This window comes from Agrobacterium sp. GD03872 (assembly GCF_029840625.1).
Lineage (GTDB): Bacteria > Pseudomonadota > Alphaproteobacteria > Rhizobiales > Rhizobiaceae > Agrobacterium > Agrobacterium fabrum_A.
On sequence record NZ_JAOCCY010000006.1, the window covers coordinates 78,818 to 100,664 of the forward strand.

The following is a 21,847-nucleotide window of genomic DNA, read 5'->3' on the forward strand; positions in this document are numbered from 1 at the left end:
GAAAGTGTCATACTCCGTGGCGGGTTTCCGGCGGGTACCGTGTTTCGCATCATTGATCGCTTGGGACGGAGGGGTTCAACTGAGCCCGACGATGCCTGTGGCGGTGGTGCGCGTTGACATCACGCGCATGGCCCTGACCGGTAGGATGCTGCCCGCCGGCAGGTTCTGGAAGGTCACCGTCACCCCGGAAAGCAGGGTCAGGCAGAGATGGCCGCCATTGCCCACATAGATGGCGCGGGTGGGGGACGGAAGCGGGTTTGTATCGTCTGGAGCAACCTCGAAAGCGTGGGATGCCGGGGATTCGAGGCCGGCGGCGTGGTGTTCGTAAGTCTCAGCCATTGCTGTCTCCCGTAAATCGAAATCTGCCACGATTATGCGGTGCGCCGGGGCGATGGGGAAAAGCGGGGCAGGAAATATCCGGACAGGATTGCGGCCCTGCTTGCGGCATCTGGCGGGAGAGCGGTATTTTCCCCGCAATCTCATGTGTTTGCGCCAAAAATGGTTTTGCCGTCGATACCACACAAAAAAGGATGACGGTGGATTTGCGTCCACGGGACCGCCGGGCAGGCGGGGCTGTTCGGCCCGCGGGGGAGCCTGCCCCGCTTTAATTGCGCGCGTGGAGAATAAAGGCCCTGACGGCGGGAGAGGCTTCCGTTTTCCGGTGGGCGATGGCGAGGTCCGATGTCGAGGTGCTGGCCGCAAGCGGCACATAGCGCATGCCGGGCAACCTCAGGCAGTCGAGCGAACGCGGCACCAGCGCGACACCGAGGCCGATGGCCACCATGCTGGCAATGGTGGTGTAATCGCGGCCTTCCGGGCTGATCGTCGGCTGGAAGCCGGCTTCGTTGCAGGCTTCCATGGTATTGTAGTGAAAGCCGACATCCGGCGGTTGCCGCGGCGTGATGAAGGTTTCCCCGGAAAGGTTCCTGAGATCGACCTGCAACGCATAGGCCAGGGGGTGATTTTCCGGCAGGGCCGCCATTAGCGGTTCGCGCAGGATCACATGGGTTGTGACGCCTTCCGGAATGGGTGCGGGCGGGCGGATGAAGGCGAAATCGAGATTGCCATCGGCGATCTTGGCCAGCTGCAGCCGCATCTCCATCTCGATCAATTGTAATTCCACATCGGGGTGGGAGGCGCGGAAACTGGCGATGGACTGGATCATCAGGCCGGAATAGGCGGCCGAGGCCACATAACCGATGGAGATACGGCCGGTTTCGCCGCGGTCGACGCGTTTGAGCGCCGCAAGCGTTGCCTCGGCATTGGCGAGGATTTTCCGGGCGTCCTCGTAAAGAAGCTGGCCGGGCGTGGTAAGCTTCACCGATCGGCGTGTCCGGTCGAGAAGCGGCATGCCGACAATCTGTTCGAGCGCCATGATCTGCTGGCTCAATCCCGGCTGGGCGATGCCGAGGCGGGCGGCGGCGCGTTCGAAGTTGCGCTCATCCACCAGCGTCGTGAAATAACGCAGGTGGCGCAGTTCGAACGTTTCTGCCCGGATTGCCGGTTTCCTGCTCATCGTCACGGCCCTTCCCGGCAGATTTGAATAATTCCAAGCTATTATCGATGCAGATTTTCATAATCAATAATTATGAAAAAAAACGGCTGCACTTATTGGATCGTAATTGACGCCTTGCGTAATAAGATGACTGAAATTCTCCAGAAAACTATCCGTCTTTTTCGGGGCGGCGCGGGCGGCAAAGGGTCTTGGCGTGCAGGGAAAAACCAAACACATTTCCATTCTGGCGGGCGGTTGCGCGGCCATCGCCTATACCGCATTGCTGGCCTCTGGCGGCGCCCTTGCCCAGGAAGCCGGGACGACGGTGCTGCAGACCATTACCCTGGAAGGCGGCAAGAACCAGGATCCCAAGGCCCCGGTGAAGGGTTATGTGGCGAAAACCAGCGCCAGCGCCACCAAGACGGGGCGATCCCTGATCGAGACGCCGCAATCGGTCTCGGTCATCACCAAGGATCAGATGGATGCGCAGAATGTCCGCAATCTCAGCGAGGCGCTGAATTATGTGCCCGGCGTCGTCGCGCAGCCTTCAGGTGCCGATCCGCGCTTCGATGCGCCGCGCATTCGTGGGTTTCAGGGAAACCAGCTGCAGTTCCTCAACGGTCTGCGGCTGATGCGCACGGCGGGTGCGCCGGCTTATGAAGTTTATGGGCTGGAGCGGGTGGAGGTCATTCGCGGGCCGGCTTCGGTGCTTTTCGGCCAGAGCAATCCCGGCGGCCTCATCAATCTCATCAGCAAGCGGCCGACCTTCGAGCGTTTCGGCGAAGTGGGCGCGCAGGTCGGCAGCTTCGATTATTACCAGTCGATGTTCGATATTGGCGGCCCGGTGGCGGATAGCGACAGTTTCGCCTATCGCCTGACCGGCGTTGCCCGCAACGCCCATGCCCAGACGGACAATCTGCAGAACGACCGTTATTTCATCGCGCCGGCGCTCACCTGGCAGCCGGACGAGGATACGAAACTGACGGTGCTTGGGTCCTATCAACACGATAATCCCAGTTCGCCCTCCGGCCTGCCGCCGGCGCTGACCTATTTGAGGCCCGGCAATATGCTGGACCGCAGCTTTTATGTCGGCGATCCGTCCTTCGATACGTCAAGCCGCAAATTCACCAATATCGGCTATGAATTCGAGCACCGTTTCGACGAGACCTTCACCTTCCGGCAGAATGCGCGTTATTCCAATTTCGACTGGTCCTATCGTGCGCTCGGCATGTCTTCGACCAATAACGGCATGATCGGCAATCTCATCCGCCGCAATGCGACGTTCCAGGACGAGCTGCTGAACACTTTCAACATCGACAACAGCCTGCAGGCGGATTTCTCCACGGGGCCTGTCGACCACACCCTGCTTGTCGGGCTAGACTACCGTTATTTCGACAATAACGTCAAAACCGAATTCTGGGCCGCGACGCCGCTCAACCCGGTCAATCCGGTCTATGGCGGGCCGATCAGCCTCACCTCGCGCACGCTTTATGCCGATGTGAAGACGGATATTTCCCAGATCGGCCTTTATGCCCAGGACGAGATGGCCTTCGAGAACTGGCGCGTCACCGCCGGCCTGCGGCAGGACTGGGCAAGCACCACCGGCACGACCTTCAACGGCACCACCTACCGCTCGCTCGACAAGGACGATCACAAGCTGACCGGCCGTGTCGGTGTCAGCTATCTCTTCGATGGCGGCATTGCGCCCTATGTCAGCTACGCGACCTCCTTCGAACCGGTGCCGCAGCCGGCCGTCGGCGATGCGCCGAAACCGACCACCGGCGAACAATGGGAAGCGGGCATCAAATATCAGCCTGAGGGCTTCGATGGTTTCTTCTCCGCCGCGATCTACGATCTGAAACAGAAGAACGTCACAACGACGGTGGGCGGCGTGACGCAGCAGATGGATGAGGCGCATGTGAGAGGTCTCGAACTGGAAGGCGTCGCAAGCCTTGCAGACGGGCTCGACCTGCGCGCGGCCTATACCTACATGGACAGCGAGGTCTCCGGCCGCGTCAACAACGGCAAGGAACTGGACAATGCCCCCCAGCACGCCGCAAGCCTCTGGCTCGATTACACCTTCCCGGAGGATACGGCGCTCGAAGGTTTCGGCATTGGCGGCGGTGTGCGCTATGTCGGCAAACGCTACGGCGATGCGGCCAATGCCTTCGAGATGAAGGGCCTCGCCCTTCTCGATCTCGGCGTGCACTACGAGAAGAACGGCTACCGCGCCTCGCTTCTGGTGCAAAACTTGACTGATAAAGAATATATTTCTAGTTGCTCCACTTTCGGATGCTATTACGGTGACGGCAGAACCGTTATGGGCAAGCTGACCTACCGTTGGTAACGCCACATCAAAGTGAAGCAGCAGGGGCATGACGCGCAAGGATCGATGGATGTCCCCCCTCTGGGGACGGCGGGAATTTTTAGGCCTGCTCGCCGCTTCGGCCCTTGCGGGCAAGGCGGGGGCGGCAGCCACGCCGCGCCTCGCCGCGATCGACTGGGCCATGCTCGAAACCTCGGTGGCGCTCGGCATCATGCCGGTGGCGGCCACCGAACTCATCCAGTTCAGGGTGAACGCAGTCGAGCCGGAAATCCCTGAAACCGTCGCCGATCTCGGCCTGCGCGGCGCGCCGAATTTCGAGCTTCTGCAATTGACCCGGCCGGATCTCATTCTGATCTCGCCTTTCTACACGCGTTATACCGGCAGGCTGGAAGCGATTGCCCCGGTCTTCTCGCTGCCCTTTTACGTGAAGGGCGAGCCGCCGTTTCAAAAGGCGCTGGCGGCGGTTACCGCGCTTGGTGAAAAACTCGGCAGGGTCGATGAAGCGCGCAGGGTCTTGGACGAAACGGAAAAATCGCTGCAGGCCATGCGGACCCGCCTTGCCGGTTTTGCGGCGCGGCCGACCTATGTGATCAATATCGGCGATGCCCGGCATTTTCGCGTTTTCGGCGCCGACAGCATGTTCGGGGATATTCTCGGCCGGCTGGGGCTTGGCAATGCCTGGGCGAACCGTTCGCAATTTACCTTCGCTGCCCCGGTTCCGCTTGAAAACCTCGCTGCTTCGCCCGAGGCGCGTATCGTCATTGTTTCCGATATTCCGGTGGAAGCGCGCGAAAGCCTGCGTAACAGCGCCATCTGGCGCGCATTGCCCGCCATACGCGAAAACCGGGTGGTCACGCTCGGCAATGTCGGCCCCTATGGCGGCATCACCGCCGGCATGCGTTTCGCACGGCTTCTGACCGAGGCCCTGACGGCGCGGGGGGAGGCGCTGTGACAGCCCGGCCCCTTCAGATTTTCTTCGGCCTGCTGTTCGTGCTGGCCTGCGGGCTTTCCCTGCATGCCGGCTTCCAGCGGTTGCCTTTCGGGGCGTGGCCCGGTCCGCCATTCGATGCCGCATCCATGTCGATGGATCAGATCATCTTCGCTTTCAGCCTGATGCCGCGTGTGGCCGTCGCTATTCTGGCGGGTGCCATGCTTGGCCTGTCCGGCGCGCTTTTCCAGCAATTGCTGCGCAATCCGATTGCCGACCCGTCGACGCTCGGCATTTCCGCAGGCGCACAGCTCGCCATCGTCGTCGCCACCCTGTTTTTCCCATCGGTGCTGGATGGTAACCGCGCATTGGTGGCGCTCGCCGGCGCTGCCGCTGCGGCCGGTATCGTGTTTCTTCTCGGCTGGCGACGCTCTTTCGAGCCGGTGACCATGGTGGTGTCAGGGCTGTTGGTCGGCATCACCGCCGCTTCCGCTTCCGCCGCGCTGACGCTGGCGCAGGGCGAATATCTGATGTCGCTCGTCGTCTGGAACGGCGGCTCGCTCAGCCAGCAGGATTGGTCGAACGCCATTCTGCTTGCCTTCCAGCTTCTCGCGGGCCTTGTCCTGACCGGTGTGTTGATAAGGCCGCTCACGGTTCTCGGTCTCGGTGACGCCGGCGCTCGATCGTTTGGCGTCTCGCTGTTTTCGGTCAGGCTGGCGGTTGCGGCCGTCGCCGTCATGCTCGCCGCCTTCGTTGCTTCGGCGGTCGGTCTCGTCAGCTTCATCGGCCTTGCTGCACCGGCGCTCACCCGGGCGCTCGGCGTCAGGCGCTCGTCTTCGGTGCTCCTGGTTTCCCCGCTTCTCGGTGGTCTGCTGCTGTGGTTCTGCGACGGTCTCGTGCAGCTTCTGGCGAGCACGACGGCCGAAGTTTTTCCGACCGGTGCGGTAACGGCACTGATCGGCGGCCCGCTGCTTCTGTGGCTGCTGCCGAAAATCCGGCCGACCGATGTGCATCGCGGCGAAGGCGTCGATCTGACGACAAGACGCCGGCTTACGGCCCTGCTGCCGGTTCTCGCCATCATGGCGGGTCTGGTCTTTGCAGCGCTCGCCATAGGAAAGGCGCCGGAGGGCTGGACGGTGCTTGGCGCCAATGACCTGCAAAGCCTGCTGCCGTTGCGCTGGCCGCGGCTGGTGGCGGCCATAGCCGCCGGCGGTCTGCTGGCCATGGCGGGGGCGCTCCTCCAGCGGCTCACCGGCAATCCCATGGCAAGCCCTGAGGTCATCGGCGTTAGCGGCGGCGCGGGTCTCGGTTTTGCCGCCGCCATCACGCTTTTCCCGGCGGCCGGCCTGTTCGAACTGTTTTGCGGCGCCGGCGTCGGCTCGGCGGCGGTCATGATCCTCGTATTGATCTTTTCCGTGCGCCGGCACCTTGCGCCGGAAAAAATCCTGCTTGCCGGCATTGCCGTAAGTTCGCTCTGCTCTGCGGTGCTTTCGGCGCTGCTCGCTATTGGCGACCAGCGCGCCTGGCAGATTCTCGCCTGGCTCAGCGGCTCGGGCTCGACCGCGACACCGGCTTCGGCGATCTTTCTCGCCATTCTTTCCGTCGTGCTTCTGGCGGGCGCGCTATCGGTCGCGCGCTGGCTGACGATCCTGCCGCTCGGCCGGGATGTGCCGGTCTCCCTCGGCCTGCCGCTCGGCGCGGCGCGTATCGCCGTCATCGCGGTGGCCGGCATCGCCACCGCCGCCGCCTCGCTGCTTGTCGGCCCCTTGAGTTTCGTTGGGCTAATGGCGCCGCATATTGCGCTTCGCGCCGGCTTCACCACGCCGCGCGACCATCTCTTCGCCTCCTTCCTGTTCGGCGCGGTTTTGATGGCGCTTTCCGATCTCGGGGCGCGGACGGTCACTTTCCCCTACGAGCTGCCGCTCGGGCTCTTTGCGGCCCTGGCGGGTGCGCCCTACCTGGTCTGGCTCTCTGGCAGGCGATGATGAATTTTTTGAACGATGTACGGAGATGAGAACCATGGGCCAGGCAGCACTTGCCGTCGACTGCGACGATGTTCCGCTTTTTTCTCTCGACGGCGTGACCATGGAGGTGCCGGGCAGGACATTGCTGCAGCCGCTGACGGCCAGTTTTCCAACCGGCAAGACCATCGGCCTGATCGGCCATAACGGTTCGGGAAAATCGACGCTGCTCAAGATTCTCGCGCGCATGCAGGAGCCGACGGCGGGCAGTGTTTCGTTCGAAGGAAAGCCGTTGAACGCCTGGGGCAACCGCGAATTTGCGCGCAAGCTCGCCTATCTGCCGCAATATACGCCGGCCGCCTCCGGCATGCTGGCCAGGGAACTGGTGGCGCTCGGCCGTTATCCCTGGCACGGCGCGCTCGGGCAGTTCACCAAAGCGGATCAGGAGAAGGTGGATGAGGCCATCGAACTCACCGATACCGTCGCCTTCCGCGACCGGCTGGTCGATACGCTTTCCGGCGGCGAACGCCAGCGCGTGTGGTTGGCCATGCTGGTGGCGCAAAATGCCGAAAGCCTGCTTCTCGACGAGCCCATTTCCGCGCTCGACATGGCCCATCAGCTCGAGGTGCTCTCGCTGGTGCAGCGGCTGTCGCGGGAAAAGGGCCTAGGCGTCATCGTGGTGCTGCACGACGTCAACATGGCCGCAAGGTTCTGCGACGAGATCGTCGCGCTGCATTCCGGCCAGCTCATTGCACGGGGGACGCCGCAGGAGATCATGACGCCGGAAACGCTGGAGCGGATCTATGGCGTTCGCATGGATGTCATGACCCATGCCGCCACCGGCCTTCCCGTAGCGCTGCCGCTCTGAGGCTGTTGCAGCAAAACAACGGTCGGAAACACAGGTTGTTGATGGCGGTTTCGCGCGCATTTCCCGCCCTAACAATGTCTTAATGGCATCCTACCGCCATGAGACATTGTTAACCGTTCCGCTTTCATCGCCTCCAATTAAGTTGTTTTGGATCGATTTTTCGGAACAAACGTTAACAGTGCGGAATTCAATATCCGGAGAGGGCAAGAAGGGCTGCTGCGGGTAGGAATAAAACAGGAGAAAATCAGATGAAAAAGGCTGTTGCCGTAACTTTTGCCGCATTGACGATGGGCCTTGGCGGAACCGCTTCCGCACTCGCTGCCGACCTTGCAAAATATGAGCCGGCTCCGCAGGAGCAGGACGAACGCAATGGCGTCAAGATCGGTTACCTCACCTGCGATATCGGCGGCGGCGTCGGTTACGTGATCGGCTCGGCCAAGGAACTGGATTGCACCTTCCAGTCCACGATCGGCGCCCGTCGCACCGACCATTATTCCGGCGCCATCCGCAAGATGGGTGTTGACCTCGGTTTCACCACGCAGGGCCGTCTGGTCTGGGCCGTTTTCGCCCCGACCGCCGGTTACCACCGCGGCTCGCTCGGCGGCCTTTATCAGGGCGCAACGGCTGAAGTCACCGTCGGTCTCGGCGTTGGCACCAACGTTCTCGTTGGCGGCACGTCCGGCTCCATCCAGCTGCAGACGGTCAGCGTGACGGGCCAGGTTGGCCTCAACCTCGCCGCCACCGGCACTTCGGTGACGCTGACGGCCATGAACTGATCGGCAAAGTGCCCGGCCTCAGCCGGGCATTCTGTCGCATCTCAAAAAACGCCCTCTTCGTTGTCAGGCGGAGAGGGCGTTGTATTATCCGGGCCATGATTTCCATGTCCAAACAAGCTGCGGCGGCGTCCGCGTTTTTCCTCCTCCTTGCGGCGAGCGCCTTTGCAGAAGGCGATGCGGCCCGTGGGGAAAAAGTCTTCAGCCGCTGTTCCACCTGCCACAGTGCCGATACGCCGCGCACCCGCATGGGGCCGCATCTGATGGGCGTGGTCGGCAGGCCGATGGCTTCTGTGGCCGATTACAGCCATTATTCGCAGGCGCTCAAAGATGCCGGCGCGGCTGGCCGGGTCTGGACGGAAGAAGAGCTGCAGAAATTCATCGCCAGCCCGAAGAAGGCGATACCGGGAAATGCGATGCGTTTTTTCGGGCTCTGGAGCGAAACCGATATAACGGACCTGATCGCCTATCTGAAAACCCATCCCCTGCCGCAATAGCTGTCAGAGCGGCGCTTCAGCGACAATCTCTTCCGCCTCTTCGAAAGTCATGGCCATGACCTTCGCGCCGATTTCGAAACCGAAGCCATTGCGGGCGAAGGCGGAAAACTCCTTGTTTTTGCGCTTCTCGTCGAGTTCGACACGGCGAAAAGGCCCGAAGGCGCGCTTGCGCGCAAAGATGACGGCCGCGACCAGATCATTGGTCTCCTGCAACGCGGCCGTCGCCGTCTCCCGGGCGATACCCTTGATCTGAAGTTTCTGCGCCAGCCCGCGTTTAGACTTGCCGCTGCGCTGGCCGCTCCGCACGGCAATTTCCGCGAAAGCCGTGTCGTCGAGCGCCTTGATGCCATAAGCGAAGGTCACGGCAAACTCGCCGAGCGCCTTCACCTGCGCCGGGCTGATATCCTCGAATTTTTCCCGCGCCTTGCGCATGATGGCGTCGCGCAGCTGCTTTTCCGTCATCATCCGCTGTTCCAGCCGGTAGAGCGCGGAATTGCGCGCCCATGAAAGCATCCGGCTGGTGGGCTCAACGGCCGGCATGTCGCCGTCCTCGGCCATGTCGTCGGTCAGGAAGGGGCTGGAATCGTCGTTCATTCCGCTTTTATAGCGCGGTGAACCCGTCTTGCCAGTTCCTTCCCGGCCCATATCCTCCGGTTTTCAGCACCTCAAGGTGTTTGCGCACCGGTTGCGGCGACATAGACCGAATAGAGCGATTTCGTTGCGGTGATGAACAGCCGGTTCTTTTTCGGGCCGCCGAAGGTGAGGTTTGCGACCGTCTGCGGCACCCTGATCTTGCCGATGAGCGTGCCTTCGGGGGAAAAGCAGTGAACGCCGTCACCGGCGCTGGTCCACAGGTTGCCGGCCGTATCCAGGCGGAAGCCATCCGGCAGGCCATTGTCGAGATTGCAGAATTCCCGGCCGTTGGCGAGCTTCACACCGTCCACCACGTCGAAGACGCGGATATGGCGCGGGCGGGAGACATCGTGGCTGTAGGAACTGTCGGCGACGTAGAGCTTTGTCTCATCGGGAGAAAACGCAAGCCCGTTCGGCTGCATGAAGTCGTCGATGGCGATCGTGACCTCTCCCGTTGCGGGATCGAGCCGGTAGACATTGCGCGTCTTCTGTTCCGGCTCGGCCTTGTATCCCTCGTAATCGGAAAGAATGCCGTAGGTGGGATCGGTGAACCAGACGCTGCCATCGGATTTGACCACCACGTCGTTGGGCGAGTTCAACCGTTTGCCGCCATAGCTGTCGGCAAGGGCGGTGATCGACCCGTCGACTTCGGTGCGGGTGACGCGGCGGCCGCCATGTTCGCAGGAAACGAGCCGTCCCTGCCGGTCGCGCGTGTTGCCGTTGGTGAAGTTGGAGGGCTGGCGGAACACGGAGATCCCGCCATCCGGCACCCAGCGCAGCATGCGCTCATTGGGGATGTCGCTGAACAGCAGGCAGTTCAGATCGGCAAACCACACCGGGCCTTCGGCCCAGCGGCAGCCGGAATAAAGCTCTTCCAGCTCGGCATTGCCGACGATCAGATGGCGAAAGCGGTCATCGTGGATTTCGTAAGGGGAGGTCTTGTCTGTGGTCATGAGCGTGGTCCGCTTGGGGGCTTGTCGTTATGGGTTCAGCGCGTGGCCTTGGGGCCGCTTGCCAGAAGGATGACGGAGATGATGATGAGGCCGGTGAGGATGAGGCGGATGCCGGCGCCGAAACCATAGGTATTCAGCATCGAAACCACCAGGAACATAAAGAGCGAAGCGCCCCAGATGCCGGGAACATTGGAATCGCCGCCCGCCACCGCCGTGCCGCCGATGACGACAACGGCGATGGACATCAGCAGATATTCCGAGCCCATGTTGAGCGCAGCACCGCCGGAAAAGCTGGCGAGCAGATAACCCGCGATGGCAGCAAGCACCGCGCAGAGCACATAGGTGACGAAACGTGCGCCGTCCACCGGAATGCCGGTCATTCGGGCGGCGAAGGTGCTCTGGCCGATGGCGGAAATCCAGCGTCCGTAAAACGAGCGGTCGAGCAGCAGCCAGGCGATGACGGACAGCAGCAGGGCCACGAGGGCGACGTTCGGAATGCCGAAGAAACTTGACGTGGTGAATGTGGCCAATGTTTCCGGCGGCTTGATGCGCAGGCCGCGGTTCGACCAGATGGCGATGGACTGCACGATGAAGCTCATGGAGAGCGTCGCGATGATCGGCGGGATGCGCAGGAGCTTGATCAGCGCATAATTGCCGATGCCGATGGCGATGCCGATCAGAATGGCGATCAGCAGTCCGGGCAGGATAAGTCCGTCGGACACATCCATGAATTTGAGCGCCAGTGTGCCTGACAGCGTCATCGTGGCGGGAACACAGAGGTCGATATTGCCTGGCCCGAGCGTGATGACGAACATCTGGCCGATGCCGACGATGACCGAAAAGGCTGCGAAGGTGAGTGCGGCATGCGACAGGCCGAAGGAGCTTGCGCCGCCGGTGAAAAGCACGGTGATGATCCAGACGACCGCCGTTGCGGCGAAAGACCAGATCCATGGTTTTCTGGTGAGGGAAGACAGCCCGTTCATTGGTTTTTCTCCCGCTTTTCAAGACGGTTGAGCAGGATGCGCAGCGCCAGCACGATGATGAGGATCGCCCCCTGCGCGCCGATCTGCCAGTCGGGTGAAATGCGCATGAAGGAGAGGAACGAACCGGCGAGCGTCAGCGTCAGCGCGCCGATGACGGCGCCGATGGGCGATACCCTTCCGCCGACGAATTCACCGCCGCCGAGAATGACGCCGGCAATCGAGAGCAGCGTGTAACGCAGCGCGATATTGGCGTCGGCCGATGTCGTCAGCCCGACAAGAGCGATACCGGACAGCACCGCGAAGAAACCGGCCAGCGCAAAGGTGGCGGCGCGAATGCCGACGACCGACCAGCCGGAGCGTTCGACCGAGCGGAAATTGCCGCCGACCCCGCGCATAAGTACGCCGAAAGACGAGCGCATGACGATGTAATGGGCGACGACCGCGATCAGGATGCTGGCGACGATGGCGATCGGCACGAAAGGCGGCTTCGCCGTCATCAGCGCCCGGATGAAGGCGGGGGCCTGGCCGCCGGGCGAGGGAAGAATGAGGACGGCGAGGCCGCCCCAGACGAAGCTCATGCCGAGCGTGACGACGATGGAGGGCAGGGCGCGGATATGGATGATGGCGCCAAGCAATGCGTAAACCGCAATCGCCCCGGCAAAAATCGCAATTCCGAGGAGGGGCGTGGTTTGCAGGAAAGTGGCGGTCACACAGGCGCAGAAACTGACGAAGGTGCCCATCGATAGATCGAGATCGTTGACCGACATGATCAGCATCTGCGCAATGGTGGCGAGCGCAATCGGCACCGCCAGATTGAACAGCAGGTTCATGCCCGTATAGCTCATGGCGCGCGGCTGCATGTAGAAGACGGCGGCGAGCAGGAAGGCGAGCGAGGCGGCGGGAATGATGAGGCGGAGCGCGTTTGCCGAGAGTTTCATGCGTGGTCTTCTCCGGCAAAGGAGGCTGCCAGCACATTCTGCTCGGTAATATCGTCGCCGACGAGTTCCGCCTGGATGGCGCCGTCGCGGAACACATAGACCCGGTCGCAGAGGCGGATTTCGTCCATTTCGGTGGAGTACCAGATGAAGGTGCGGCCGTGGGAGGCTTCGGTTCTCAAGATGTCATAGACCTCCTGTTTGGTGCCGATATCGACGCCGCGCATCGGGTCGTCCATCAAGACGGTGCTGGCGGTGGTGGCAAGCGCACGGGCAAAAAGCACCTTCTGCTGGTTGCCGCCGGAAAGGGAGAGGATCTTGTTGCCCATGTCGGGCGTGCGGATTTCGATGCGCTTTTTCCATTGCGCCTCAAGCTCGGTTTCCCTGCCCCTGTCCACCATGCCTGCGGTTGAAATATCCCTGAGCGAGGCGATGGACAGGTTTTTGAGGATGCTCCACAGCGGGAAGGTGCCGTTCAGGCTGCGGTCGCCCGCCACGAAGGCGAGATCGGTCTTGCGCGAGGGCAGCCAGCTATTGTTGCGGGCAAGATAAAGATCGAGAAGCGCTTCGGTCTGGCCATGGCCGCCGAGACCGGCAAGGCCAACGATCTCGCCGCGAAAGGCCTCGAAGGCAAGGCCTTCGCCCCGGCGTGCCGGCATGGAAAGCACCTTTTCGCCTGCCTTGCGGCTTTCACCCCGTCGCCTGTCCTGTTCCTTGACGACGCTGCCCATGGCTTCGACCAGCGAGCGGGTGGTGAAGTCGGCGGCCTTCCGGTCGGCCACCACCCGGCCATCCTTCATCACCACGATGCGGGTGGCCGTCGAAAGAATTTCTCCGAGAATATGCGAGATCAGCAGAACCGAACCGCCCTCACGCACGAAACGGCGGATATAATCCATCAGCTGCTCGGCAAGACCGGCATCGAGCGAAGAGGTGGGCTCATCGAGAATCACCAGTCTCGGCGCGTGCGGTATGCGGCAGAAATTGATGGCGATTTCCACCATCTACCGTTCGGCGATGGAAAGTTCGGCGATGGTCAGTTCGCAATCGATGCCGTGGCCGGGAAAAATTTCATCCAGTGTCTGGCGGATCGTCGTCAGCGCACGGCCGCGCCAGTTTCGCCCACCCGTGGCGGCATGCATGATGCGGACATTTTCGCTGATCGTCAGGTTCGGGCAGAGTGACAGTTCCTGAAACACGCAGCGAACGCCGTTCGCGCGGGCGGCGGCAATGCCGTGGCGGTTTTCGTTGCCGCCATAGGAAACGGAACCCTCATGCGGCGTCAGCCCGCCATTGATGACGTTGACGATGGTGGATTTTCCCGCGCCGTTATGGCCGACGAGCCCGAGGCATTCCCCCGTGCGGATGACGAGATCGGCCCCATCCAGCGCCCTTACCGCGCCGAACACGACTTTCACGCCGCACGCAGCGACGACTTCTTCCGCCTCGATGATGTCATTCATGAGCAACTACGCCAGTGATGTGAAAATCGGATAATGTTTGGCTATTGCGGCGCCCGTTCCGGGAGCGTCGCAATAGCCAGGCTTAAAGCCGATCCGGCCTATTTGGCCGATGCGATGGCCTTCTGGGCGTCTTCCTGCGAATATTCCACATTCGCCACGCCGCCCTTCTGGGTCGTCTTCAGGTTTTCCTCGAGATTGGCCTGGTCGATGCGCAGGAAGGGCACGGTCAGGTCCTTCTTCACATCCTTGCCGTCGAGGATTTGCTGCGCCACCCAGAAAGCCAGCGTCGAGACGCCGGGAGCGATGGAGACGGACATGGTCTCGTAACCGCTTGCGTCTTTCTGCTGCTTCCACCATTGCAGCTCGTCTTCGCGGTTGCCCATGACGATGGTGGGTATCGGGCGCTTGGCGGCCGCGAAGGCCTGCGCCGCGCCATAACCGTCGCCGCCCTGCGTCACGACAGCCGCGACTTCGGGAAGGCTCGGCAGGATGCCGGCGACGGCGCGCTGCGCCACATCCTGCGCCCAGTCGCCATTGACGGAACCGACGATCTTGAACTGCGGGTTCCTGGCGACGCCGGCGGCGATGCCGGCGTGGATTTCATCGTCCACCGAAACGCCCGCAAGACCGCGAATTTCAAGCAGGTTGCCGCCCTTCGGCATGGCCTTGGCGAGATAATCGATCTGGCTTTCGCCCATCGCCTTGAAATCGACCGCGATGCGCCATGCGCAGGGCTCGGTGACGATGCCATCGAAGGAAACGACGGTGATGCCGGCATCGCAGGCTTCCTTCACCGCGCCGTTAAGGGCGGTCGGCGAAGCGGCATTGATGACGATGGCGTCGTAACCCTGAAGAATGAGGTTCTGGATCTGCGCGGCCTGTTCGGTCGCCTGGTTTTCGGCTGTGGTGAAGGCGTCAGCGGCGGCGACCTGCTTGTCGGCAACCGCCTGCTTGGTGATCTTGTCCCAGCTCGTCAGCATCGCCTGACGCCAGGAATTGCCGGCATAATTGTTGGAAAGCGCAATTTTTTTGGCCGACGTATCGGCATGAGCGGTGATCGGCAAAGCTGCACATGCGACAGCGGCCGATGCCAGAAGCATCTTCCTGAAAGCCATTTGATTTCCTCCCTGGTGGCTTGCCCTTTCGGGTCCGGAACCCTCATCCGCCGCAAATCTCCTCGGCAGCAGACGAAATCCCGTTGCACTGGAGCTCCGTTCCCCAGTAGAAGCGAGAATGACCAAGAAGATTTGGCTTGTATAGGCGGATCGCGGCAATCTTCCTGCGGGTTTCCGCAGAAAGCTTGCGGGAACCCGCAGGACGAAACGCCACTGCCGGGCGCAGAATGGATGATGCGGCGCCCAATGGGTTGAAGCTTCGCCGCGATGGTCGAAGGCAGGCGCTTGGGAGGGCGTCCGCACATGCTGGATACGCCGAAAAGCGCTCTTTTTCATCACTACATGGGCATTTCGCGGCTGCTTGCCGGGCAGCTCGAATTTAACGCCATCATCCAGGCGGTCGCCACCGAGATCAGCCATATCATCCCGCATGACCATATGGATGTCTGCATCAAGCAGCTGGATGACAAATATCACATCGCCTATGAGAGCGGCCTCGTCAGCGCCTGGAGCCGGCAGCCGCCCGCCCTTCTGACCGGTAGTCCGATCCGTTCGCTGCTATCAGGCGAGGTCGAATACCTCCTGAGCGGCGACGCCTGCGCCGATCCGCGCTTTCATTTCGAAGGGTCGTTTTCAAGCCCGATCATCGAACTTAACCTGCATAGCCGGCTGCATGTGCCGATGAAGGTGCATGGCGACATCATCGGCGCGCTGAGTTGCTCCTCCCACCGGTCGGACGCCTATACGATGGAGGATGTGGCGAATGCCCGCGCGGTCGCCGATTTGCTGGCGCCCTATTTCTACGCGATCCGCGCCGCCGAGCAGGCCAAACGCTCCGCCATCGAGGAGGCGCGCGCCAATGCCCGCGAGGAAGGCCTCCGGCTCGGCGCGCTGCAATTGACCGAGGCGCTGGAGGCCGAGCGGCAGCGCATCGGCATGGATCTGCACGATCAGACGCTGGCGGACCTGACGCGGCTTGCGCGGCGCATCGAGCGCATGAGCCATACCCCCGACCTGTCAGGCGAGATGCTGGAGCCGGTGGTGCGCAGCCTGCAGCACTGCATGCAGGATTTGCGTGAGATCATCGAGGAGGCGAAACCCTCGATCCTGCAATTGTTCGGCGTCGTTGAGGCCATCGAGACCTATGTGGACCGCTCCGTGCGCGATAGCGGGTCGGCAATCGACTGGTCGGTGACGGATGAGACGGATGGGCTGGTGGAAAGACTGGACAAGACGGTGGCCATCTCGCTGTTCCGCATCGTGCAGGAGGCGGTCAATAACGCCATTCGTCATGCCCAGCCGGAAGCGATTGCCGTGAAACTGACCGCAATCGACGGCGGCTTGCGGATGACGGTCAGCGACGACGGCAGCGGCGGCGGCGAAGGTGGGGCTTCCGGTGGCCTCGGCATCGGCAATATGAAGACGCGGGCGCGGCTGATTTCAGCCAGATTCGATATTGGCGGCAATGGCACGGGAGCGGGAACCCGCATCACCGTGACCTTGCCGGCAGGCGCTTTCGACCGGCGGGAGGAGTTGTGACATGGATGTGCTGATCGTCGAGGACGATGCGTTGCACCGCGCCTATCTGAACGAGGCGGTGCGTGCCGCGCTGCCGGAATGCGACAAGGTGCTGGAAGCGGCCAATGGCAGAACCGGCGAAAAGCTCGCGCGGGAAAATCGCGCCGCCCATATCGTCATGGATTTGCAGATGAACGAGCGCAACGGCATCGAGGCGGCGCGCACCATCTGGAAGGAAAGGCCGGATACCCGCATCCTGTTCTGGTCCAACTATTCCGACGAGGCCTATGTGCGCGGTGTCTCCCGCATCGTGCCTGAGGGTGCCGCCTATGGCTACGTGCTGAAATCGGCCTCCGATGACCGCTTGCGGCTGGCGCTGCGCAGCATCTTCATCGAGGCGCAATGCGTGATTGACCGGGAAGTGCGCGGCCTGCAGGAAAAGAGCCTCGGCAAGGCCCATGGCTTTACCGATTCCGAATATGAAATCCTTGTCGATGTCGCGCTCGGCCTCACCGACAAGGCGATTGCCCGCCGCCGCAACCTGTCGCTGCGCAGCGTACAGAACCGGCTGCAAAGCCTCTATGAGAAGCTGAACGTGCATCAGGCAGCTGGCGATGACGAGGCGGAAGGCCGGTATAATCTCAGAACCCGCGCTGTTACCGTCGCTTTCCTGCGCAAGCTGTTGAATTACAGCGCGCTGGAAAGGGCCGAGCGGGAGCTGGCGGAATGGGCGGGCAGCCGCTGATCCTCAGGGCAGGAAGGCAAGCAGCCGTCTTTCATCCGCCCTGAGGCCCGAGACGGGCTTTGCCCCGACCTTCAAGATGCGGCCAAGCTTTTTCTGCGCTTTCTCTTCCGTGGCTATATCGAGGACGGCCGGGTGCACATAGCTCTTGCGGCAGATGGCGGGCGTGTTGGAAAGCTCCGCCGCCGCTGCCTCGCACATGCCCTTTATGCTCGGCTTGTCACCCGCCGCCACATGTTCCATCGCGTTGCAGAAGGCCGCCAGCGTTCCACCCCAGGTGCGGAAGGTCTTGGCGGAAATGCCTTGCCCGCCGATGCGGGAGAGGTAAGCGTTGAGATCGCTGGAATCGACCGAATGCACCCGGTTTTCACTGTCCTGCCAGACGAAGAGTTCCTTGCCGGGCAGATCGGCGATCTCCTCGAGGATTTTCTGCAGGCGAGGGTGGCGCAATTGCCGTTTCACCTTCTGCCCGCCCTTGGCGGCAAACCGCAGCTCGATGGTTTCACCGAAGGAGACGTGCCGCTTGAGCAATGTCGTTGCGCCATAGGTGCTGTTGGTTTCGAGATAGGAGCGGTTGCCGACGCGCAGATAGGCGGCATCGAGCAGCAGCGTGAGTGCCGCGAGCGTCATTTCCGGCCCATGATCCTGTTTTTCGATATCGGCGATGGCGCGGCGGCGAATGGCCGGCAGCGCCCTGCCGAAGCTTTTCAGCTGGAAGAATTTCGTCTCGCCCCGGAGCGCATGCCAGTCGGGATGATACCGATATTGTTTTCGCCCCCGGGCATCAAAGCCGGTTGCCTGCAGATGGCCTGATGGGTCGATGCAGATCCACACGTCCTTATAGGCGGGCGGCACGCTGAGCGCTTTGATGCGCTTCAGTTCGACGCTGTCGGACAGAAGTTCGCCGCCCGGCAGGCGGTAACAGAAACCGCGTCCGCGTTTCTCGCGGGCAATACCCGGCTCCTGATCGTTGACATAGGCAAGTCCGATTTTGGCAAGAAGGCGGGTGGGCGGCTGTGGCATGGTTTTTTCCGGCAGGTTTCACGCTGCGGCAAACGAAAAACAGGCCGCCTTCGTTCCGGCGGCCTGTCGTTCCAATCGTGAGTTTTCTCAGCCGGCCTTGGCGATCCGCAGGATCTGCGATTGACCGCCGCCGCGCTCTTCGGTCACGGCATAGATTGCGCCATCCGGACCCACCTTCACGTCGCGAATGCGCGCCTCCAGCGGCAACCGGCTTTCGGTCGCGACCCTGTCGCCATCGATATGCAGGATGACGAGGCCCTGGCTTACCAGACCGCCGACGAAGAAAGCGCCCTTCCATTCGGGAATCTGGTCGCCGTCATAATAGGCCATGCCGGAGGGGCCGATGACCGGGTCCCAATAATAAACCGGCTGTTCCATGCCTCTTCTGGCGGTAACGCCTTCACCAACCGACCTTCCGCTATATTCGACGCCATAGGTGATGACCGGCCAGCCGTAGTTCAGGCCCGCTTTCGGCATGTTCAGCTCATCGCCGCCGCGAGGGCCATGTTCCACGGTCCAGAGCCTGCCTTCTCCGTCAAGCGCTGCCGCCTGCAGGTTGCGGTGGCCATAGCTCCAGATTTCGGGGAGGGCGTTCTGCTGGCTGGCGAAAGGATTGCCTTCAAAGGCCTTGCCCTGTGTATCGATGCGGAAGACCTTGCCAAGCCCGCTCGACAGGTCCTGCGCCTGCACGCGCGGCTTTGAATCCGAACGTTCTCCGACGGTGACGTAAAGCTCGTTGTTCGGCCCGAAGACGAGGCGGGAGCCGAAATGTTTGTCGCCGTCATAGGTCGGCATCTGGCGGAAGATCACCGAGACATTGTCCAGCTTTGCCGCGCCGCCCTCCTCGGTCAGTTTCGCCGAGGCTACCGACGTGCCGTTGCCGCCATCGCGCGGTTCGGAGAAGGAGAAGAAGATGGTGCGCGATGTTTCGAAATCGGGAGCCAGCGCGATGTCGAGAAGTCCGCCCTGCCCGTCGGATGCCACCTCAGGCACGCCGGCAATCGCCGGGCCGGCCTTGCCGTCGGCGACGATATGCATGGCGCCCTCCTTGGCTGCGACGATCATGCGGCCATCGGGCAGAAACTCCATCGACCACAGATGCGGCAGGCCCTCGGCAATGACGGTTTTTTCGATATTCGGCTGGGTGGCGGCCTGCGGCGCGCGGGTCTGGCCCTCAAAAGCCGGTTTCTGATCCGGCGCATTCGGCCGTTTCGTTTCGGCAGCCGGGGCCTGGGCCTGCGCAACACCGGCAAGCGGCACGGCGAGCAGCGCACACAGGATCGTCGAACTCAGAAATCGGTTGTTATGGAACATGGGTCTCCCTTCCTTCGTTTACGTCAGGCAGAGAACCATTTGGGGAGGATTTCGTTTCCTGCGATAGTTTCAAGAAAACTTGATCACGCCGTGTGCAGGCTGCACGCTCTTTTCTCATCCATGCGAATTCATAAGGAACCGCCAGCCTGCGGTCACGTTTTCCCTTTTGTTACACGGAGGGAGCCATGCAGATCATCGACAACAAGACCATAGACGGGAACAGAACCAAGCCGATCCTCAACGTCGCGGAATTCTGCCGGCGTTACCGGCTGGACAAGGCGGAGGAAACCCGGCTCAGAAAGCTGTTCGGCGAGTTCGCCTCGCGGCACGAGCTTTTGATGAATGCGCAGCGCAAGCCGAGCTTCCGCTGATCATTCCTCCGGGTCGAGAGATTTCCCGAAGATCATGAAGACATCATAACGGGTGTTCTTGCCCATTATCTGATGCGAAGGCTTGCGAATGCCCGGCATCGGCTCGGCGCGCAGCGGCCATTTCAAAACCACCCGTTTCGTGGCATTTTCCAGTGCGGCCTCCATCAGCTCCACCTGGTCCGGGTCGGAGCCAACCAGTTCCCTCAGCACCCGCATCTCCTTTTTCACCAGCGCCGTGTTGTGGCGCGGCGGATGCATGGGGTCGACAATCACCACCTCGGGCGAAAGCTCTTTCAGCAACTGGCGTGAATCTCCGTGAAGCAGCGTCATGCGCGCCGCCGCCTCGGCATAGGCGCCGCCCGCCTCCAATGCGCGGCGAATGCCGTCCGCAAGATGGGCATGCATTCCCGGCGAGCGTTCGATGAGGGTCACTTCCGCTCCCAGTGAGGCCAGCAGAAAGGCGTCGCGCCCGAGGCCTGCGGTCGCATCCACGATCTTTGGCGTGCGGCCTTTTGTGAAACCCGCGGCTTTCGGCAGGGCCTGTCCGCGCCCCTCGCCGGAGCGGAAACGGTGGCCAACTGCACCGCCGACAAAATCTACTACGAAGCTTTCGTCTTTTTCTTTCATCGCAGGCCTCAGAAGGGGCAGGGCACGGTATAGGTGACGTCGCGGCCATCGGGATGGCGGAAACCAACCTCCTGCGCATGCAGCATCAGCCGCGGCGCAGCGGCAAGCGCTTCGCCCTCGGCATAAAATTCATCGCCGAGAATGGGGTGGCCAAGTGCCTTCATATGCACCCGCAATTGGTGGGTACGGCCGGTAAGGGGTGTCAGCGCCAGCCGCGTTGCCGGAAGCGGCAATCGTTCCAGCACCCGCCAAAGGCTCTGTGCCGGCTTGCCGTTCTCGCGGTCGACGCGGTGGCGGGGCTTGTTTTCGGGATCGATGGCGAGTGGCAAATCCACTTCGCCCGCTTCTCCGGCAACCTCTCCCCAGACAATGGCGACATAGGATTTGCGTGTCTGGCGGTTTTCAAACTGCGACGCAATCGCCGCATGCGCCTTGCGGTTCAGGGACATCAGCACGATGCCTGATGTGTCCTTGTCCAGCCGGTTGATCATCAGCGCTTTCGGGAACTGTTTCTGCACACGCGTCATCAGGCTGTCCGAAAGCGCCGGATCGCGCCCCGGCACCGATAAAAGCCCGCTCGGCTTGTCCAGCACCAGAAGATCGTCATCACGGTGCACGATGGTCAGCCACGGTTCGAGCGGCGGATTATAGACGGGGTTGGAAAGCTCAGATGACATGGCGCTTCCTTAGCACAAATCGTGCATTCGGACAGACGTGCTAGTCGGGAATGTGGAGATTGACGCGTCCGCTGGTCAGGTCGCTTAAAAGCCGGGTGAGCCGTTCGGCTTCATCCGCCGGAACAGAAAGCAGCATATCCGCGCCGGTGCCGGTGAAATCTTCCCTTTCCAGACGCAGGTTCTGGGTGGCGGAAAGGCGCGATTTCACCAGCGCCAGATCGGAGAAGGGGCAGCTCAGTGTCGCGCTGACATAAGCGATGACCGGCGAGGTTTCGCCAAGCCGCAGGCAGGCGGCCGCCGTGCCGCCATAGGCGCGCATCAGCCCGCCGCTGCCAAGCAGGATGCCGCCGAACCAGCGGATGACGAGAACCGCGACATTATCCAGCGCCTGGCCGTCTATGGCCTGAAGGATCGGTTTCCCGGCCGTGCCCGAAGGCTCGCCGTCATCGCTGAAACGATAGGTCTGGCCGCTTCGCCATGCCCAGCAATTATGGTTCGCGTCAGGATCGGAATGCGCCGCAAGAAAGTTTTTCGCATCCTCTTCGCCCGTCACCGGTGCGGCAAAGGCGATGAAGCGGCTTTTCTTGATATCCTGCGAAAAGGTGACGGGTCGGTCGAGCGTGAACATGGGCGTTCAATATCGCA

21 protein-coding genes and 1 pseudogene are annotated in these 21,847 nt (G+C 61.8%); 9 read left to right on the forward strand and 13 right to left on the reverse strand.

The genetic code is table 11. The annotated features are described in order from the left end of the window. Positions 1 to 75: 75 nt before the first annotated feature. Both N5D22_RS16005 and N5D22_RS16010 read right to left on the reverse strand, forming a co-directional pair. Entirely contained in the window at positions 76 to 339 is a 264-nt protein-coding gene (locus N5D22_RS16005) for a hypothetical protein (RefSeq protein WP_279656891.1), read from the reverse strand. Between the two features lie 265 nt (positions 340 to 604). Further along, entirely contained in the window at positions 605 to 1,516 is a 912-nt protein-coding gene (locus N5D22_RS16010; RefSeq protein WP_279656890.1) for a LysR family transcriptional regulator, read from the reverse strand. 193 nt (positions 1,517 to 1,709) lie between these two features. On the opposite strand from N5D22_RS16010, the gene N5D22_RS16015 reads away from it, so the two are divergent. The 6 genes from N5D22_RS16015 (at position 1,710) to N5D22_RS16040 (ending at position 8,848) form a co-directional block, all read left to right on the forward strand. Then, complete coding sequence (locus N5D22_RS16015) at positions 1,710 to 3,842, forward strand: TonB-dependent siderophore receptor (RefSeq protein WP_279656889.1); 2,133 nt, start codon at positions 1,710 to 1,712, stop codon at positions 3,840 to 3,842. Between the two features lie 28 nt (positions 3,843 to 3,870). After that, positions 3,871 to 4,773: an iron-siderophore ABC transporter substrate-binding protein gene (locus N5D22_RS16020; protein WP_279656888.1), complete on the forward strand. Its 903-nt coding sequence runs from the start codon at positions 3,871 to 3,873 to the stop codon at positions 4,771 to 4,773. After that, a complete protein-coding gene (gene fhuB, locus N5D22_RS16025; protein ID WP_279656886.1) occupies positions 4,770 to 6,734 on the forward strand; it encodes a Fe(3+)-hydroxamate ABC transporter permease FhuB in 1,965 nt (654 codons plus the stop codon). Before N5D22_RS16020 ends, fhuB begins: the two co-directional genes overlap by 4 nt. A gap of 34 nt (positions 6,735 to 6,768) precedes the next feature. After that, positions 6,769 to 7,578: an ATP-binding cassette domain-containing protein gene (locus N5D22_RS16030; protein ID WP_279656885.1), complete on the forward strand. Its 810-nt coding sequence runs from the start codon at positions 6,769 to 6,771 to the stop codon at positions 7,576 to 7,578. A 248-nt stretch (positions 7,579 to 7,826) separates the two neighbouring features. Further along, positions 7,827 to 8,354, forward strand: coding sequence for a DUF992 domain-containing protein (locus tag N5D22_RS16035; protein WP_279656884.1), 528 nt, complete (start codon positions 7,827 to 7,829; stop codon positions 8,352 to 8,354). Between the two features lie 95 nt (positions 8,355 to 8,449). Further along, entirely contained in the window at positions 8,450 to 8,848 is a 399-nt protein-coding gene (locus tag N5D22_RS16040) for a cytochrome c family protein (protein WP_279656883.1), read from the forward strand. A 3-nt stretch (positions 8,849 to 8,851) separates the two neighbouring features. Here the strand turns inward: N5D22_RS16040 and recX are convergent, their stop codons facing one another. The 6 genes and pseudogenes from recX to N5D22_RS16070 all read right to left on the reverse strand — a co-directional run bounded on the left by recX (position 8,852) and on the right by N5D22_RS16070 (position 14,930). Beyond that, the gene (gene recX / locus N5D22_RS16045) at positions 8,852 to 9,442 is read right to left on the reverse strand and encodes a recombination regulator RecX (RefSeq protein ID WP_279656882.1); all 591 of its coding nucleotides are present in this window, start codon (positions 9,440 to 9,442) and stop codon (positions 8,852 to 8,854) included. A 71-nt stretch (positions 9,443 to 9,513) separates the two neighbouring features. Next, positions 9,514 to 10,434, reverse strand: coding sequence for an SMP-30/gluconolactonase/LRE family protein (locus tag N5D22_RS16050; RefSeq protein ID WP_279656881.1), 921 nt, complete (start codon positions 10,432 to 10,434; stop codon positions 9,514 to 9,516). 35 nt (positions 10,435 to 10,469) lie between these two features. Next, on the reverse strand, positions 10,470 to 11,417 hold the full coding sequence (locus N5D22_RS16055) for an ABC transporter permease (protein ID WP_279656880.1): 948 nt from the start codon (positions 11,415 to 11,417) through the stop codon (positions 10,470 to 10,472). Continuing rightward, positions 11,414 to 12,355 carry an ABC transporter permease gene (locus N5D22_RS16060; RefSeq protein WP_269829348.1) on the reverse strand — a complete coding sequence of 314 codons (942 nt, stop codon included), beginning with the start codon at positions 12,353 to 12,355 and terminating at the stop codon, positions 11,414 to 11,416. Before N5D22_RS16060 ends, N5D22_RS16055 begins: the two co-directional genes overlap by 4 nt. Further along, positions 12,352 to 13,815 (reverse strand): annotated as a pseudogene (locus tag N5D22_RS16065) (sugar ABC transporter ATP-binding protein). The gene N5D22_RS16060 and the pseudogene N5D22_RS16065 overlap by 4 nt, the downstream one beginning before the upstream one ends. Before the next feature lie 98 nt (positions 13,816 to 13,913). Further along, positions 13,914 to 14,930, reverse strand: a complete 1,017-nt coding sequence (locus N5D22_RS16070; protein ID WP_279656878.1) for an ABC transporter substrate-binding protein — start codon at positions 14,928 to 14,930, stop codon at positions 13,914 to 13,916. A gap of 303 nt (positions 14,931 to 15,233) precedes the next feature. Here N5D22_RS16070 and N5D22_RS16075 point away from each other — a divergent pair, with 303 nt between their 5' ends. Beyond that, positions 15,234 to 16,469, forward strand: coding sequence for a GAF domain-containing sensor histidine kinase (locus tag N5D22_RS16075; RefSeq protein ID WP_279656877.1), 1,236 nt, complete (start codon positions 15,234 to 15,236; stop codon positions 16,467 to 16,469). Between the two features lies 1 nt (position 16,470). Beyond that, complete coding sequence (locus N5D22_RS16080; RefSeq protein WP_003522116.1) at positions 16,471 to 17,193, forward strand: response regulator transcription factor; 723 nt, start codon at positions 16,471 to 16,473, stop codon at positions 17,191 to 17,193. A 3-nt stretch (positions 17,194 to 17,196) separates the two neighbouring features. Here the strand turns inward: N5D22_RS16080 and N5D22_RS16085 are convergent, their stop codons facing one another. Together N5D22_RS16085 and N5D22_RS16090 are read right to left on the reverse strand one after the other, a co-directional pair. Next, complete coding sequence (locus N5D22_RS16085; protein WP_279656876.1) at positions 17,197 to 18,213, reverse strand: DNA topoisomerase IB; 1,017 nt, start codon at positions 18,211 to 18,213, stop codon at positions 17,197 to 17,199. A gap of 87 nt (positions 18,214 to 18,300) precedes the next feature. After that, complete coding sequence (locus N5D22_RS16090) at positions 18,301 to 19,527, reverse strand: PQQ-dependent sugar dehydrogenase (protein WP_279656875.1); 1,227 nt, start codon at positions 19,525 to 19,527, stop codon at positions 18,301 to 18,303. Positions 19,528 to 19,712: 185 nt separating this feature from the next. Between N5D22_RS16090 and N5D22_RS16095 the strand changes: the two genes are divergently transcribed. Further along, positions 19,713 to 19,898: a hypothetical protein gene (locus N5D22_RS16095; RefSeq protein WP_003508485.1), complete on the forward strand. Its 186-nt coding sequence runs from the start codon at positions 19,713 to 19,715 to the stop codon at positions 19,896 to 19,898. Here the strand turns inward: N5D22_RS16095 and N5D22_RS16100 are convergent, their stop codons facing one another. Genes N5D22_RS16100 through N5D22_RS16110 form a run of 3 tightly spaced genes read right to left on the reverse strand, consistent with a single transcriptional unit; the run spans position 19,899 to position 21,830 of the window. Continuing rightward, on the reverse strand, positions 19,899 to 20,525 hold the full coding sequence (locus N5D22_RS16100; RefSeq protein WP_003522119.1) for a class I SAM-dependent methyltransferase: 627 nt from the start codon (positions 20,523 to 20,525) through the stop codon (positions 19,899 to 19,901). 8 nt (positions 20,526 to 20,533) lie between these two features. Next, positions 20,534 to 21,202: a pseudouridine synthase gene (locus N5D22_RS16105; RefSeq protein ID WP_279656874.1), complete on the reverse strand. Its 669-nt coding sequence runs from the start codon at positions 21,200 to 21,202 to the stop codon at positions 20,534 to 20,536. 40 nt (positions 21,203 to 21,242) lie between these two features. After that, positions 21,243 to 21,830 (reverse strand): IMPACT family protein, encoded by a 588-nt coding sequence (locus N5D22_RS16110; protein ID WP_279656873.1) that lies wholly within the window; start codon positions 21,828 to 21,830, stop codon positions 21,243 to 21,245. Positions 21,831 to 21,847: the final 17 nt, after the last annotated feature.